Source organism: Chitinophaga rupis (assembly GCF_900109685.1).
Lineage (GTDB): Bacteria > Bacteroidota > Bacteroidia > Chitinophagales > Chitinophagaceae > Chitinophaga > Chitinophaga rupis.
On record NZ_FOBB01000012.1, the window covers coordinates 157,929 to 176,240 of the forward strand.

General features: G+C 49.9%; 4 protein-coding genes. 1 reads left to right on the forward strand and 3 read right to left on the reverse strand.

Going from position 1 to position 18,312, the window contains the following annotated elements; all coding sequences use genetic code 11:
* Positions 1-2 precede the first annotated feature (2 nt).
* Genes BMZ54_RS30460 through BMZ54_RS30470 form a run of 3 tightly spaced genes read right to left on the reverse strand, consistent with a single transcriptional unit; the run spans position 3 to position 16,847 of the window.
* Entirely contained in the window at positions 3-3,197 is a 3,195-nt protein-coding gene (locus BMZ54_RS30460; protein WP_089920717.1) for a condensation domain-containing protein, read from the reverse strand.
* 19 nt (positions 3,198-3,216) lie between these two features.
* Positions 3,217-15,624 (reverse strand): non-ribosomal peptide synthetase/type I polyketide synthase, encoded by a 12,408-nt coding sequence (locus tag BMZ54_RS30465; protein ID WP_162277718.1) that lies wholly within the window; start codon positions 15,622-15,624, stop codon positions 3,217-3,219.
* Between the two features lie 47 nt (positions 15,625-15,671).
* Entirely contained in the window at positions 15,672-16,847 is a 1,176-nt protein-coding gene (locus tag BMZ54_RS30470; protein ID WP_089920721.1) for a lanthionine synthetase LanC family protein, read from the reverse strand.
* Between the two features lie 368 nt (positions 16,848-17,215).
* Between BMZ54_RS30470 and BMZ54_RS30475 the strand changes: the two genes are divergently transcribed.
* Positions 17,216-18,310, forward strand: coding sequence for a sensor histidine kinase (locus tag BMZ54_RS30475; RefSeq protein ID WP_162277719.1), 1,095 nt, complete (start codon positions 17,216-17,218; stop codon positions 18,308-18,310).
* The last annotated feature ends 2 nt before the right edge of the window (positions 18,311-18,312 follow it).

An 18,312-nucleotide genomic window follows, 5' to 3' on the forward strand; every position in this document is an offset into this window, starting at 1 on the left:
GATTAATAGTCGTTACTGATACTTTCCAGTTGATGTACGGGTGCATGCTGGCGTATGCGGGGTAAGTGAGCGCTAAGGGCGGTTAAGGACTGCTCCGGCTGTTGCAGGATGGCATTCATTAACCCCAGCAGGTTATCTTTCATTTGCACCATGGTGCTTTCCTCAAACAGGTCTGTGTTATATTCCAGGATCACGCTGATGGTACTGCCTGTTTCAATAAACTTCACCGTCAGGTCTACCTTGCTGTAGGTATGGCCGGTTTCAAAAGCTGTGATCTTCAGGTTGGCATCTTCAGCCTGTACCCAGGGGGTATCACTATGCTGCACCCATACATCCGTTAAGGGAGAGCGGCTGGTATCATGTTCCAGGTGTAAGGCTTCCACCAGCTGATCAAATGGATATACCTGGTGTTCATAAGCGCCCAGTAAAGTTTGTTTTATGTTCTTCAGCAGCTGTAAAAAGTTATTGTCTGTTTGCAGCCTGGTTCTGATGGCCAGCATGTTCACGTACAGGCCCAGCTGTTCATCCAGGTCTTTATGTACGCGGCCTGCTACCGGCATGCCGGTTACAATATCATCCTGGCCGGAGTAGCGATATAACAGCACTTTTACCGTAGCTAACAGACACATATACACGCTTACATCCTGCGCACGGGCCAGCGCTTTAATACCTGCAGTTAAGGTTTCATTGATCTCAAATTCCAGCGTAGCACCATTGGTGGTTTTGGCTAATGGCCGCGGGTGATCAGTAGGCAACTGCAAGACAGGCGCCAGATCTTCAAACTGCTGCAGCCAGTAACGGCGGTGGGCTGGCCAGCTTTTATCGTTCATCTGGTTATTTAACCAGGCTGCATAATCTTTGTACTGGATCTTCAGTGCAGGCAAGGCTGTGTTCTTATTATTATACAATGCCAGCAGCTCTTTTACCATTACCTGTATTGACCAGCCATCGGAGATAATATGGTGCATGGCAAATACGAACACATGCTGATCTGCTGCAACCTTTAACAGCATAGCCTTTAACAGCGGGCCGTTTTCCAGGTCAAAGGGTGTGCGGAACAATTGACTGGCCATATGCTGGGCTGTTTGCATGGCCTGCGGATCATTGGTCAGGTCTTTACAGTCGATATGAAAGATCTGCGCACCCGCCTCCTGTACCCGGAACTTAGGTACACCGTCAACTGCTGTAAAAGTGGTGCGCAAACTTTCATGACGGGTTATCAGCTGGAGAAAGGCCTGTTCCAGTGCTGTTATATTTAAATCACCTTGTAGCATAAACGCGCCGGGAATGTTATAGGCTGCCTGTGCATCTTCCAGTTGGTCCATCATCCACAAACGTTTCTGGGCATGTGTTACATCATAGTAGGGCTGTGGGACTACCGGTGTAATGCCCGTGGCAGGCGCCTGCTTATTCAGCAGGAAAGCGCTTAGCTGCGCAATGCTGGCATGGGTAAATATGTCGTTCACCTTAATGAGCACATTGTACTTTTTGTACACGCGGGAAATAAGCTGTATGGCTTTAAGAGAGGTACCGCCTACTTTAAAGAACGATACATTGCGGCCTACCCGCGGAAGGCTTAACAGCTCTATCCACATGGCTTCCATCTCCTTTTCCGTATCATTAACCGGCGCTTCATAACCGGCATCTTCTATTACTGCTGCGGGTTTAGATAGCATCTTTTTATCTACCTTCCCGTTAATGGTAAGCGGGAAACTTTCCATTTGAATAAAAAAGGCAGGCATTATATTCTCATTCAGGGCATAAGCCAGCTGCTTACGCAGCTCTTCTACCGTAACAGCGCCGGTATAGTAACATAACAGGTCGTTGCCATTATCGTTATTTTCAGCAGCTACAATTTCCACCTGCTGTACGCCGCTTACTTCCAGCACCCCTTGCTTCACTTCACCCAGCGTTACGCGGATGCCGTTCACTTTTACCTGGTCGTCTGTACGGCCCAGCACTTCAATATTACCGTCTGCATTAAACCGGCCCATATCGCCGGTTTGGTGCAGGGTATCTTTAAAATCCACCAAAGGATTTTGTATAAACACTTCGCGGTTCAGGGCCTCATTGCGGTAATAACCTTTGGTCATGAAAGGGGTGCGGATATAAATATTACCCACTTCATTCACCGCGCAGGGAATGCCATCGTTCATGATCAGCACTGCAGCATTGTCAATAGGTTTGCCGGCATGAATGGCCAGCTGCGGATTATCAGGCAGCTCACCAATGCGGTAAAAAGTTTTGGCCAGCGTGGTTTCAGAAGTGCCATACAGGTTCACGATCTCCACATGGGTACCTGCAGCGCTGCGCCAGTTCTGTATATCTTTTACATATAGCGCTTCACCAGCCATGAGTATGTATTTCAGCTGCGGGAATATGCCGGGTTGCGGATTTTGCAGCAGCTCTCTGGTAATAAGGCGGAACAGTGCCGGCACACAATGCACCAGTGTAACACCGCTGTTATTGATCCAGTCTATCAGCTGCAGCACATTGGATTTAATGCCCGGCTCCGGCATACATAATGTAGCGCCGCAGCTCAGGGGCAGAAAAATATCCCGCAGGGAAGCATCAAAAGTGAACTGCGACAGCTGGCTGATCTTATCTTCAGCAGTTATTCCAAATTCCTTCAGCTCCCAGTGTATAAAGTGGCTCAGGCTCTGGTGGCAGCCCAGGAAGGCTTTTGCGTCGCCGGTAGAGCCGGAGGTATAAAAAAGATAATTGCCATCTTCCGGGTCATTGATCAGTTCCGGATTGGTAGCTGCCAAACTATCAGCGCCTTCAAACATCAACATTTCATCCAGCACCACCAGCTGCGGTATAGCTATCTGCAAGCCGTCCAGCAATTCCAGGATAGCTGCTTTTTGTGCAGCAGGGATGATCAATACTTCCGGTGTGCTGAGTGTGAACATTTGTTTCAAACGCTTGCCGGAAAAAGCGGTATCTATAGGCAGGTATACGCCGCCGGCTTTAAAGGCTGCCAGCAAAGCAGCTACCAGCGCACCGCCGCCGGGGATCATCACCCCCACCATGCTTTCCCGGCCAATACCCAGGCTGCGTAAATAATGGGCCAGGCGGTTGGCCGCTGCATTCAGTGTGCCATAGGTAAGGCTGCGCTGTGCTTCCTGTATGGCTATACGTTCCGGCGCTTGCGCGGCCTGGTTTTCAAATAGCGTATGAAGAATTTTCTTATTCATATTTATCTTTTGAAGGCGTTTAAAAATCTGCGCTGATGGCGGTGGTGGCAAACTGCCATTGCTCCTGCTGTGTACCGGAGAGCTGCTGTTTCAGTGCTACAGGCGTTAGCTGCATGTTCTGTTGTACAGCATTCAGCAGCTTCACCAGCTCATCTTTCATAGCTGCAATGGTGGCGGGTAAGAACAGGTCTGTACTGTAATTGATGGACAGCTGTAAACCATTTTCCACTGGTTTAAAGGCAAACGTGAGGTCAAACTTGCTGGCGCCATCATCTATATCCAGCGTTCTTAAGGTAATGCCGGCATAACGTTCTCCCGTGCTGTGTATGGATGTAAAGCTTTCATACTGCAGCATTACATCAAACAAATGAGAGCGGCCCGGATCACGCTGCAGGTGCAGGTCTTCTACTACCTGGTTAAAGGGATATATGCCATGCTCATAAGCCTCTATAAAACATTTTTCTGTTGCGGTTAATACTTCTTTGAAAGATTGCTGCACGGGCAGCTGGCTGCGTACTGCTATCATGTTGGTATAAAAACCGATCTGGTTTTCCAGCTCCGGGTGGTCGCGGCCGCCAATGGGCACGCCTACTACCAGGTCTTTTTGCCCGGTGTAACGGTATAACAGCAGGTTCACGGCTGCCAGCAATACGGAGAAAGGCGTTACCTGCGTTTCTGTGGCCATACGGTCAATAGCTGCGCTAAGAGCTGCATCCAGCATAAACCAGGCAGTGCTGCCGCGATGTGTTTTCACTGCCGGCCTGGTTTTGTCGGCAGGCAGGTGCAGCACCGGTACTTCTCCTTCAAACTGTTTCAGCCAGTAACGGCGGTGTGCTTCCATAGCACCCTGCTGCATTTGCTGGTTACGCCAGTGTGCATAATCTTTATACTGCAGGCGCAGTGGGGCTAAGGGCGCAGGCTTTTGCTGCACAAGAGCGCCATACAGCTGCCATACTTCATTGATCAGTATTTCCAGCGACCAGCCATCGGAAATAATATGATGCATGGTAAAGCTGATGCGGTACACCTCATCCTGCAGCTGTATCAGCAGCACCTGCATTAAGGGGCCCTGTTCCAGGTTAAAGGAGCATTTTGCAGCCTCTTCCAGCAGGCGGGTTAATTGCTGCTGCGGTGCGTTCTCCTTACGGAGATCTATATACGTTACTGCAAAGTTGGTGTTAGCGTGTACCACCTGTTTGGGTTCCCCATCCACACGAATGAAGGTGGTACGCAATATTTCGTGACGGTTAATGAGCTGTTGGAAAGCTTCGCGGAAGGCGTTAATATCCAGTTGCCCTTCCAGCATGGCAGCGCCGGTCATATTAAAGGCGGTTTGCGCGGTCTCAAATTCATTCATCATCCATAACCTGCGCTGGGCCTGACTCACCTCGTAATAAGGCTGTTCGGGTATTACGTCAATAGCTGCTATTTCTTTTTTACCGGCCCGTTCTATCATCATGGCCTGTTCTTCAATAGTAGTATGGCGGAACAGCTGGCGTAAAGGTACCCGTACCTGGAAAGCCTGTTGGATGCGGGCTGCCAGCCGGGCCGCTTTCAGCGATTGACCACCTACTTCAAAAAACCGGTCCTGCACGCTGATATGATTGTGGCCCAATACTTCTTCCCATAAACCGGCCAGCGTTGTTTCTGCTATATTACGCGGCGCTATAAAATCATTGTTATGCACCAGGCCCATTACTTCGGGGTCAGGCAATGATTTACGGTCGGCCTTGCCGCTTACATTCAGCGGAATACTACCCAGCTGTATAAACCATGCCGGCACCATGTATTCCGGTAAGCGTTGCAGCAGGTAGCTGCGCAGCACCGCGCTTTCTATATTCACTTCGCTGGTAAAATAGGCTGCCAGGTAAGGCTCTGCGCCTTTTCCGCTGCGAGCCAATACCACCACATCTTTCACCTGCTCATGTTCAGCCAGCGCATGTTCTATTTCACCGGTCTCTATGCGGTAACCGCGGATCTTCACCTGCTGGTCTGTACGGCCCAGGTATTCTACATTCCCATCCGGCAGCCAGCGGGCAATATCGCCGGTATGGTATAAAGTATCATTGGCTTTATGCGGATTGCTGATAAACTTTTCTTTGGTAAGCGCAGGCTGGTTCCAGTAGCCTTTAGCCAGCCCTATCCCACCGATGTATAATTCACCGGTTACGCCAATGGGCGCCAGCTGCAGTGCTTTATCCAGCACATACAGCTGCAGGTTGCTGATAGGCTTACCAATAGGTATCACCACATCATTAGGCCGGGCGCTGTAATTGCTTACTTCCACAGAGGCCTCCGTAGGCCCGTAATGGTTATGCAGCCCGCAGGATAATACGGTAAAAAACTGCTTTACAAACTCCGGCTTCAGCGCTTCCCCGCTGCAATACACCTGTTTCAGGGATTGCAGCTGCCGCACCTTTTCCGCATCCAGCGCCTGTAAGAACAAGCCTAACATGCTGGGCACAAAATGGATCTGCGTAATACCGTGTGCGGCCACCAATGCAGTTAATAATTCGGGATCATAAGCAGCATCTTTGGGGCACAGCACCAGGCGTGCACCATAACACAGCGGCACAAAAAATTCCCATACAGATACATCAAACACATAAGGGGTTTTCTGCAGCACCACATCTGCCGGGGTAATATTGTAATACCCGTGCTGCCAGTGTAAACGGTTCACCACGCCCTTATGCGCTACCATCACCCCTTTGGGCTGGCCGGTAGAACCGGAGGTATAGATCACATAAGCCAGGTCAGTGGCAGTACAGGTATGTTCAGGATTCTTATTACTACAGGCGGCAATGCTAGCCCAGCTGGCAGCCAGCGGTAAGGCTATGGCCAGCTCCGGTATGGCACTATCTGTAATGGCCACACGGGCTTTGGTATCGTTGAGGATATAATGCATCCGTTCCAGCGGGTATTCCGTGGCAATGGGCACATAAGCCGCTCCTGCCTTTAAAATGCCTAACAACGCTATCACCATCCATTCAGAACGGTCCATGATCAGCGCTACCAGGTCATTAGGACCCAGCTGATAATTGGTTTGCAGGTAATGGGCCAGCTGGTTGGCCTTTTCATTCAGCTCTGTGAAGGATAAACGTTTTTCTTCAAACACCAGGGCTGTAGCATCCGGGCGTAAGAGCACCTGCTCTTCAAACAGCTGTGCCAGGGTTTTATCATCCGGGAAATCAGCGGCTGTATCATTAAAAGCCAGCAGCTGCTGCTGTTCTGCTGCGGTTAAGATGGAGCTGGCAGCTACCGGTGTGCTTACACTGACGGTGATGTTGCGCAGCATTATTTCATAGAAGTCTGCAAAACGTTGTACGGTAGCAGCTTCAAAAAGATCGGTATTGTATACACAGGAGAGTACCCATTCCCCGTTCTCCTCCATCATATCAAAAATGAGGTCGTAGGCTGTGAAGTGCATATCCAGCGGTAAAAAGGAAGTGCGCAGTCCGTGAAATTCCATGGCACTTGCATTCACAATGGCCGGGTTTACATTAAACACGGTAGAGAATAAGGGTGTGCTGCTAAGGTCCTGCGGCAGATCCAGCTGCTGCATCCAATCGGCCATAGGCACATCCTGATGCTGCAGGCTGTTAATAAATTCCTGCTTCACGGCTTTCATATGGTCTGCCAGGCTGCAGCTTGCTGCCAGCTGGCTGCGCAGCGGCAGTATACCCGCGCAGTAACCAATGGTATTTTCATCCTGCGCTGCAAAACGGCCGGAGGCAGGTATGCCTACTATCACTTCATCCTGGCCGGAGAGCTTATGCATGAGCAGCATGTAGGCAGTCAGCAGCGTCATAAAAGGTGTTACGCCATTTTGTTTGCTAACGGTTTTGACTTCCCGCATTAATGCGGGAGCCAGGTGTTTGGACAAGCTGGCGCCGGTATAGGTTTTTACCGGGGGCCGTGCATGGTCCAAAGGCAGGGCCAGCACCGGCTGTGCGCCGGCGAACTTTTGCAGCCAGTAAGCAGTATGCTGCTTACGCTGTTCAGATGTGAGCTGCTGATCACGTTCACGGATATACTCCCTGAACTGCTGGGGCGCATCTAAGGTTATATTTTGCTGGGTGCAGATACCTGTATAATAACTGGCCAGGTCCTGCAGCAATACGCCTATTGACCAGCCATCAGATACTATATGATGTACGGTTAACAGTAGCAGGTAAGTGGCCGGGCCGGTACGCAGCAGGTCTGCATGGAACAGGGAAGGCTGCTGCAGCCCATCAAACAATACCTGGCTTTTTTCCTGTTTCCATTGCGTAATGGCGGCAGCTTGTGCGTCACCGGCCAGGTTGCTGCAATCGGCCAGGGAAAAACAAACCTCTGCATGTGCATGTATGATCTGTTGTTCGCCATCTGCACTGATACCTGTTCTTAACGCCTCATGCCGGTCCACCACTTTTTGTAAAGCCTGGTGCAGGGCTTCAACCTGCACGGGACCTTCCATTTGCACACAGGCATGTACATTGTAGGCCAGCGATCCGGCTTCCTCCATCTGCGCCAGCACCCATAACTGTTGCTGAGCAGCTGTTAGCGGCGCGTGGCTGTTCATAATCAGGCTATCCATGGCAGGTGCTGCCACTGTATCCTCATAGCGCGCTTCCGGAAAAAAGCCACCACCCATCATTTCCAGGATGGTTTCTTTTACCTTTTGTACAATGAGGTCAAGGTCCCGTTCAGTATGTGCGGCTGATAAGAAACAGATCCTTCTTTCCCAGGTGTAGATCCCCTTTTCTATCAGCATATAAAAGAACACATCCATTTCTATAGGCTGCAACAGCGGGTTGTATTTTCCAAAGGGTTCAAAGCGGAACAGTGAACCAAAGTGCACCATGCGGATGCTTACATTACAGGCTTCAAAAAAGGTGTTCAGCTTTGCGGCCAGGCGGGCGGTTTTTTCATTTACTCCATCCTGTAAACCGGTTCCTGCTTTTTTGATGTGCTGTAACACTGCCCTGGCAGCAGCCATGGCTAAGGGATGCCGGCAAAAGGTGCCGCCAAATACCGTCATCTGCGCACCGGGATAAGAATCATCTCCGTAGTTCCACCAGCCGCCGTCAATGGCATCCAGGAAAGCGGCTTTACCGGCTACAATACCAATGGGCATTCCACCGCCGGCAATTTTACCATAGGTAACAATATCGGCCTGTATACCCAGCTTAGCCTGCATACCGCCGGGATGCATCCGGAAACCGGTAATGATCTCGTCCAGTATGAAGGGAATATTTTTCTCTGCGGTGATCTGCCGCAGGCGCAGTAAAAAGTCTTTCGGGAAAAAGCCCGGGCGGCGGCTCTGCACTGGTTCTACCAATACTCCGCCCAGCTCATGTGCGTTAGCTATAATATATTCCAGCGCTTCATCGGTGCCATAGTTCAGCAGCACCATATCTTCTACCATACCCTGCGTGGTGCCGGGTGCTACCGGTGAAGTGTACACGTTGCTGCCATCACTGTGCGATTGTGCCAGCAGTCCGTCAAAGGTGCCATGGTAATATCCTTTGAACACTGCTACCTTGCTTTTACCGCTTTTGGTACGGGCAATACGCAGGGCATTCATCACCGCTTCAGTACCGGTATTGGTGAAGGTTACTCTTTCCACACCGGTTAGCTCATGCACCAGGTTGGCTACTTCGCCAGCCAGGTCCGACTGGGTGGCCAGCTCATACCCTTCTGTTAGCTGCTCCTGTATGGCGGCAGTAACAAAGGCCGGGCTGTTGCCAAAAAAGTTCACGCCAAAGCCCATGGCAATATCCACATACTCATTACCGTCAATATCTGTAAAATGCGCGCCTGCGGAATGAGCTGACACAATGGGATACAGCACTTCTTTCAGGGCCTGCCGGAAACCTAATGAATTGATCCAGTCGGAAAGCACGCGGCGGTGCTGTTGTACAAATTCTTTGGAGGCGCCGGTTTTGGCGTTATAACGTTGTATAAAATTTTCCAGGAAAGCCAGCTGCCGGAATGAGAGCGGCTTATCTTCTGCCAGCTTTACGGGGTTGAATTTTACAGTTTCCTGTTTAGCTGCACGAATGGGAGCAGTGGCTGCTTTCATAGCAACCGCAGGCCGCTCCTGCATTGCGGCTGTCTCCATGGTTGTTGTCACTGATCTTTCACCTGCTGTTACCATAGTCCCGGCAGCTACTTGCACTGCACTTTGCCCATACATAGATGCATGTGCTCTATTATCCACATCTCCCGCCACAGGCGCTTGCGCCATCACAACAGCACCATCTCCACCAACAGGCATTCCCTTCAGCACCTGCAGCTGTGCATTCATCAGCTCCATTTGTTTGAGCAATATATTTTCCAGCGTATTATTGGAAGCCGGCAATGCAACAGCAGGCACAGGCACACTTACAGGCGTAACAGCTGCCGGCATTTGTGCTACCACTGCCTGCGCTATCATAAACGTATAACCTAAAAAGTCGTTCTGATCCTGCATCATGGGCGATGACCATTCTGCAGACTGGAAACCCGTACGGGTAAGCAGCTGCATCCACATCTCACGCGACATCAGCGGGTAATCCGGCCGTACCTGCTGGTCCTCAAAGCGCCACCAGCCTTCTGTTAAGCCAAAGGTGAGGTCCAGCCAGCGTTGTTTGCGCACGCCTTCTATCAGCATCAGTACCCCGCCCGGCGCCAGTAAGGAGCGCACATGCTGCAGGGTTTGCGTCATATTTTTGGTGGCGTGCAATACGTTGGCCGCAATGATCATATCATAGCCATGCTGCGGGTATTGCTGTGCAATGGGATCCTGCTCTATATCCAGCTTGCGGAAATCCACAAAGGGATAGGCGCTGAACTGTTGCTTGCTGTTATGCAGCAGGTAAGTGGAAATATCTGTGAAGGTGTACTCCACCGGCCTTGTGTTCAATGCTTTCAGCACATAGGTAGTGGTGCCGCCGGTGCCGCCGCCAATCTCCAGTATCTTCACGGTTTTCTCCTGCGGGAACAGCGGCAGCCAGGCGCTTACAGCTTCCTGGCAGCAGGTGTTGAGCACCTGTGCGCCAAAGGAATTGGTGTATACCTGTGCAGCGCCATTGGTATCTGCTTTGGGAAATAATACTTCCAGCGGGTTTAAAACACCGGTTAATACTGCCGGCAATTGTGCAGCACAGCGTTGCAGCAGCATTAATTCCGCCTGCGCTTCGGGGTACTGCTCCAAACAGACAGCCATACGCTGCTGCGGGTTCACTGCCACAGGCGTTTGCAGCACTTCCCATACATCACTGTACTGCTGCAGTATGCCGCCTTCTTCCAGCATTTCTAAAATGCGGCGTAACAGGCGGTAGTGCGGCTTGGCTATACCCAGCTGCTGCGCAAGCTCGCCTAAACGAAATTGATGGCCCTGCCGCAACGGCATATGCAGCTCCTGTAAGGCCTGTATCACATAGTCCAGGCTAAGCACTTCCATTTCATGCAGCAGCTGCTGATATACGGGAAGGGCTTTTACAGGTACTGTTACCGGGGCTGCCATACTATCCATTGTTGGTACAGCAGGGCCGTTTTGTTCTTCAATATAATCTGCCAGGGCTTGTATGGTACTCAGCTCTTCAAACACCTGCGCAATACTTATTTTAATACCGTAGATCTTTTCAATTTTGCTAAGGGCTTCTACCAGCACAATGGAATCAGCGCCCATTTCCAGGAAAGGCAGCTGCACATCCAGCTGATCCGGCTGGGCATGCAGGGCAGCGGCCATAATATTTTGTATGGCTTCCAATACGCCGGTAGTAGCGGGTTTGGGAGCCGCTACCGGGGTAATAACACGGTATTGCATAGCTGGTTGTTCTTGCTTGTTCATGTATGATACAGGTTTTTCTATCCAGTATTGCTGGCGCTGGAAAGGATAAGCTGGTAAAGGAATGCGGGCGCAGGGCCAGGGTTGGTACACCGCCTGCCATTGAATGTGCGCGCCATTCACATATAAAGCGCCCAGTGCTTCCAGCAGCAAAGGCAGGTCCTGCTGTCCGGGTTTAACACTCATTACCTGCAGGCGTGCAGCCGTATCCGTAAAGTCGCGGCACATGGTCAGTAAGCTGGGTGCAGGCCCTATTTCCATCCATGCCGTACAATCTGTTTGTTCCAGGATGTGAATACCTTTTTCAAACTGTACGGGCGCCAGTATATGCTGTGTCCAATACTCCGGGGTAGCCAGCGCATCATGCATTACTTCGCCACTAAGATTGGAGATGAACTTGATATTGGGTTTGTGGTAGGTAACGCTATCTGCCGCCTCTTTAAAAGCCGCTACCATGGGCTGCATCAGCGGGGAATGGAAGGCGTGCGACACCTGCAATGCTTTGGTGCGTATGCCTGCTGCTGCAAAATGCGCAGCCACCTGCTGCACACCAGCAGCTGCACCGGCAATCACGGTCAGCTTAGGGCCATTGATAGCTGCAATGGAAACAGTATCCCGCAGTGTTGCCAGTTGTGCATCCACTGCATCGGCTGTTGTAAAAATGGCCACCATTTCACCGCCGGCAGGTAATTGCTGCATCAGCTGCCCGCGTTTGGCGATCAGCTTAACAGCATCTTCCAGGCTGAATACACCCGCTATACAAGCAGCGGCATATTCACCAACACTATGGCCTATTACTACTGTGGGCTGTATGCCAAAGGCTATCCACAGCTGCGCTAACGCATATTCAAAAGCAAACAATGCCGGTTGTGTATAAGCTGTTTGATGCAGTAAGGCTGTATGTGCGGGGTTAAATAAAACATCCGTCAGGGCTACTGGTAACCAGGGCTGCAATAATTCGCTGCACTTATCAATTGCATCTTTAAATACCGGGTAGGTTTCGTATAAAGTTTTACCCATACCCGTGTATTGTGCTCCCTGCCCGGTAAAGAGGAAGGCTGCACGCGGCGCACTTTTACGCTGGGCCGGAGCCGTAGTATCAGCTGCCTGTAAATAGCTTTGCAGCTGTGCCTGTACTTCCTGCACATTAGCTGCGGAAACAGCCATGCGGTAAGGGAAATGTGTGCGTGCAGTGGCAGCGGTGTAGCAAACGGAGGTTAATGTTATATCATCCTGCTGAAGGTAGCTTATGTATTTGCGGCACAGGTCCTGCAGAGCTGTTTTGTTTTTGGCAGATAATAACAGCAGGTAATGCGGCGCTTCTGTAACGGCTTTGCTGGCAGTAGCAGCTTCTGTGATCAGCACATGGCTGTTGGTGCCGCCAAAACCAAAGGAGCTAATACCGGCCACCCGCTTTTTGCCTTCCGGCACTTCCCATGCAGTATGCTGCACCGGTATGTGCATGGGCAGCTGCTGCAGGGAAATATTAGGATTTAAGGACTGAAAGTTAAGTTGAGCGGGTATTTCCCGGTGCTGCAGGGCCAGCACGGTTTTAATAACACCCGCTATACCGGCTGCAGCTTCCAGGTGGCCAATGCTGGCCTTTGCAGCGCCTATCCATAAAGGATGCTGCCGCCCTTCTTCCATGAGCACGTTTTTCAGCGCATTCATTTCAATAGGATCGCCTAAAGGTGTACCGGTGCCATGTGCTTCAATATAGCTTACTGCAGCGGGTGTTATCCCTGCCTGCTGCATGGCCTTCATTATTACGGCCTGCTGTGAAAGCCCGTTGGGTGCGGTAAGGCCATTACTACGTCCATCCTGGTTAATGGCGCTGCCGCTGATAACAGCCAGCACCGTATCGCCATCATCCATAGCAGCCGACAGCTTTTTTAAGATCACCACACCGCAGCCTTCTCCCCTCACATAACCGTTGGCGTTAGCATCAAAGGTTTTACACTTACCATCTTCAGATAACATGCTGGCTGCGCCAAATACTTCGTTCAGCTCAGGGCTTAATAATAAGTTCACTCCGCCGGTTATAGCCATACGGCTTTCTCCGTTGCGGATACTGTTACAGGCCTGGTGTAGTGCTACCAGGGAGGAGGAGCAGGCCGTATCAATAGCCATGCTGGGGCCTTTCAGGTCCAGGAAATAAGACAAGCGGTTGGCCAGTATGGAAAACGCGCTACCTGTACCTGCGTATGGGCTTAACGCAGCATCCGCAGCCAGCTGCATACGTGCATAATCATTTCCACTAACACCAATGAATACACTGGTATCAGAGCCGGCCAGCTTTTCTTCTGTAAGGCCGGCATGCTCCAGCGCCTCCCAGCATACTTCCATCATAATGCGCTGTTGCGGATCCATACAGGGCGCTTCTTTGGGCGATACACCAAAAAAGGCCGCATCAAAAGCATCAATGTTACTAATGTAGCCACCGGGTACGGCCAGGCCGTTCATAGGTGTAAGGGCGCGGCGTGCTGCAGTCATGGGCCCTACGGCACCTGTTCCATTCTTCAGCAATTCCCAATAAGCAGCGGCATTCTCTGCACCCGGAAAACGGCAGGCCAGCCCGATGATGGCAATGGGTTCCGTTACAGTATGATCAGCAGGGGCAGTAGTGGTTTGTACTGCTGCGCCGCTCAAATGTTCTGTTAAAGCCTGTATGTTGGCAAAGTTCCAGGCAAGGGTAGTATCCAGCTCCCGCTGCAGCAGCTGCCCTAAGTGACCGGCCAGCTCCACAGCTATCATAGAGGTTACGCCCAGTTCTGCAAACGCACGGGAAGGATCTATATTTTCAGGGCGTACCTGCAGGCGGCCGGAGAGGAATTGAATAATATGCTGGCGGATAGCAGCGGCCGACAGCTCCTGCAAAGGTGGTACAGCAAGGGCTGCGGGTTCCGGCGCAGCCTGCATTTTCTCCAGCTCCTCCAGCACAGCGTTATACTCCCCTTTTAAAAGATCATCCAGCAGCATAAACCTTTTTATTTTGCCGCTGGTGGTTTTGGGAATATGCTTTACCGGCACCACCTGCTGCACACGAATGCCCAAACGGGCCGCTATCAGGGCTTTCAGCGCCTGTGTTAATGGGTAGAAACTTTCCAGTGATTTTTTATACAGTACAAATAATACCAGCGCATCTGTTTGCGTAGCCGTATCCGGCACCCCGCAGGCTACTATGCGGCCGGTATCTATTTCATCCAGCTCCTCTGCAATGCGCTCAATATCGTGCGCATAATAATTGAGGCCTCCCGCAAAAATGATATCCTTGGCACGGCCGGTAATAAACAGGTTGCCTTCCAGCACAAAACCCAGGTCGTAGGTATTGAGCCAGCCGGCTTTGATCACCTCTCTGGTGGCAGCAGGATTATTATAATAGGTTTTGGTAACGTTATCGCCGCTGATCTGCACATACCCTACTTTACCTTCATCCAGCACTTCATTTTTTTCATTGGTAATGCGGATACGGCAATTAGGCACCGGCTTACCCAGGTTGGCAAATTCCACCTGGTTTTCCGTAGCATCTACCTTTACCCGCTGCCCTACACCCAGGCGTAAACGGGAAAGACGGATGCCCGTAAGCGGGCGGGCCGGTGGCGGGAAAGCCACGGCCAGCGTAGCTTCTGCCAGGCCGTATACGGTAAACATCACATCCGGATGTAAACCATACGGCTGCATGGCAGCAAGAAAAGTGCGGCACAGGTCCATGGAAATAGGCTCTGCACCATTAAAGATCAGGCGGACGGAGGAGAGGTCAATATCTTTCAGCGCATTTTCATCTAAGCGCTGTAACAAATGTTTATAGCCAAAGTTGGGCGATGAGGTGAGCGTAGCCTTATGGGCCGACAATACCTGTAACCACAATGCCGGCCTGCGTATATACAGGTCCGTAGGCATCATATATTGCTGTGCACCCAATACCAGCGGTACCAGGTGAAAGCCAATAAGACCCATATCATGCGTAAGCGGCATCCAGCTGCAGGTAGCATCGGTCTTTGAAATAGCGCCTGCGCTGATGATAGCGCCTACATTCGTGATCACGTTATGATGGGTAAGCGTAACGCCTTTAGGGGTGCCGGTAGAACCGGATGAAAACTGGATGAACGCAATATCATCTGCAGCAGGCATCTGTATATTCCCTTCCCGTTCATGCTGCATCATATCCTCAAACAACAGCAAACGCCCGCCGGATAAGATCTCCTGCATGTTCATTGCAGGATCATCGGCAGACTTTTCCAGGTTCGTATGTACGCGGCGGTTAGTAAGCAAATAAGGGTGGTTTAAGATCTTCCAGATCCTGCACAGTTTCTGGTTGCTCTCCGTATAATGCGCTACGGCCAGCGGTACCGGCCGTATTCCGCCCATAAGGGCTGCCCAGAATGTTACCAGGAAGCTGTGATTATCATCCACCTGTAATACCAGCTCATTACCCGGCTGCATGCCCTGCTGCTGTAAATAACCCAGGCAGCTAAGCGCCTGCGCATACAGCAGGTTGTAGGGAACAAAGGTTTCCTGCTGGCTGCCGCTTATGAATGTAATACCGGTATGTGCCTCATTTTTAAGCATGAGGAGGGCTTCCGTCAGTGACGGTGGGATTAATTCCTGTTCCATAAATGACATAGAAAGTGCAGGTTAAATACTACATGGTTATATCCATTCTAGGCTAATAGGATCTTACTCCAGTCTGCTGCGTAATCGTATTTGCGGGATAAAAGGGTCAGTCCTATGCCGGTTAGTCCTTCCAGGATACCGGTGTTATTCCCTGGTGGTTCCTCCTTTTCCAGCGCGGCCTGCGCCAGCGTAAGGGTTTGATCCATCCAGTAATGATATCCTTTTAGCAAGTCCTTTCTGCCTGTGAAGGCAAATAATCTTTTATATAAAATAGCAACCCCGGCAGCGCCATATTGTACAGAGGCATTGTGTATGCCGGTATGCGTTTCATTTTTTCTTAACAGGGTATTGAGCGCGATTAATTCTGCCATACGCAGGTAATTTGAATTTTTGCACAACAGCGCCGCCCTGCAAAGCAGCAATGCATGTCCCAGATCACTGCTGTCCCAGCCCAGGCTGTTATTGTACAATGCTACCTTTTGTTCATTATCGATCCGGTAAGGAAAAAAAGAGCATTTATCAGCGGACTGGTCTACCTCCTGCCGCAACCTTATCAGCTGGTGCACACAGCTTCCGATAATGCTGCCGGTTTTCGGATAGCTTACCAGGTGCGCCACATCTGCTACTACCATTAGTAATCCGCAGATCCCTTTTGCCAGTCCCATGTCCGTTTCCTTTGTTTCATACGGCAAAAGGAATAATTCCTGCTCGCACATCCATTGCACATGATTAGCAATGGGTTCAAAATGCCGGTCCAGTAAAAGCTGCCTCGATTCAAACGCCGACGGTAAATTCTTAAAGTAGTAGAGTACACCGGCCCAACCTGTCAGGTAACCCATTGAAGGTAATGTTGTGATGTCAAAATCAGTGTCGGTTACCAGCTGCTTGTTCCAGTCATTTACACGTTGCACCAAAGGTTGCAATACCAAATTTTCCGTTTGTATTTGTTGCAACAGATGCGCCAGACAGTTAAAAAAAAACGGGTATCTTCCTAAGGTTGCGGTGGCACTGTCTTGCTGTTCCAGATCATTTATAACTACTTCCAGGCACTGGTTCCGTCGTGTTAAATGATCGTTATCTGTTGTTGCTTTATACAGGTAGTGATAAAAGAGCGCGAATGAAATATCCTGTATCCCAAACCCCGGTCTTTCATCAAATTGCCTGCCGATAATGGTTGTAAGTCGTTCAAGCACGTGGCTCTCCGGGGTTTCGGGTTTTATCATCGTTTGACAATATTAGTTAGAACAAATAAGAACCATTCGCTAACTGCCGGCATGAAACCCTGTAATGGTAGTAGGGAGCGTAGTAGGCACGGTATGATATGCTTGCCTTTTCTTGTCGGTTACCTCATTATTTATTATTTTTATTACTACTCTTTTTTCGAAGAGCAATTTGCCTGTGGTTCTAAATAAGTTTTCCATAAAGAAACGTTTGTAATGTGTTTAACCATATTTTTTACCGTGCCATGTAATTACAATTCAAATATCTACAGAACATGGCAGCAACAAAAATTAATTACATAAGATTGCCTGATGATTACACGAAATCCCCTTTTTCTATATAAAACACCTTTCCTCCTCACATGACCGATGTGGCAACAATAATTCCTGATGAACCGCGGCACAAAAGCCTTATAAACAGGCTGGGACTGCATATCCTGGTATGGGTGTTGTATTTTTTCTATGAGAACGGCATTGTAATGATCATAGAACCTTCGCAGGTTACGCTGTTCTCTACCCTTATCTTTTTCATCCTCAATGCTTTTATTTTTTATGTAAATACCTACCTCATACTCCCCTATACCTTTGGCCGCAAAAGGGCACCCCTGCTGGTATTGCTCACCTTTTTACTCTGTGTGCTGTACCTGGCGCTGAACTACATGATCACCCATAACCTGGAAAGCCACGAAATTCCTACGCTGTATACCATACAAACTATAAAGTCGTTTATATTACTACGGGTATTCCGTTTTATTTATTTTATATCGTTAAGCTATGGTTACTATCTTGCGCTGAACACTATTGCCAAAGAACGCCAGCTCCGTAAGCTGGATAAGTTGAGAATAGAGGAAAGCCGCCGCCAGGCCTCACTGGAAAAGGAGATCCTCAGTACAGAGCTCAGCTACCTGCGCTACCAGATACACCCGCACTTCCTGTTCAACACACTCAGTTTTATTTACACACAGGTAAGAACGGTTTCTGCCACGGCATCCAAAAGCGTAATGCTGCTGTCAGACATTATGCGCTATGCGCTGGATAACCATGATGAAGAGGGAAAAGTAGAGCTGGAAAGAGAGATCCAGCATATTATTAACCTGGTAGAAATACACCAGCTTCGTTTTAATAACGAACTGTATACGGAAATAAAGATCGGCGAGCCGGTGGAGTTTAAGTTCCGCAGAATAGCACCACTGCTGCTGATCACCTTTGTTGAAAATGCTTTTAAATACGGAGACCTGCAGGATGCCGCACATCCGCTACAGGTAAACATTTACATGAACGACGGCCAGCTGCATTTTTTTATCCGGAACAAGAAAAAAGTACCGTTCCCATCAGGAATTTCCGGTGGCATTGGCCTGGCCAACGTTAAGAAACGATTAAACCTGATGTATAATAACGATCAATATAAACTGGATATTGAAGAGGATAGTAATTTGTACACTGTTACCCTTAACCTAAACCTGTAATT

Excerpts from the sequence above, each read along its gene's own strand:
- BMZ54_RS30470 (WP_089920721.1), bottom strand. The coding sequence starts at position 16,847 with ATGATAAAACCCGAAACCCCGGAGAGCCACGTGCTTGAACGACTTACA.
- BMZ54_RS30465 (WP_162277718.1), bottom strand. The coding sequence starts at position 15,624 with ATGGAACAGGAATTAATCCCACCGTCACTGACGGAAGCCCTCCTCATG.
- BMZ54_RS30460 (WP_089920717.1), bottom strand. The coding sequence starts at position 3,197 with ATGAATAAGAAAATTCTTCATACGCTATTTGAAAACCAGGCCGCGCAA.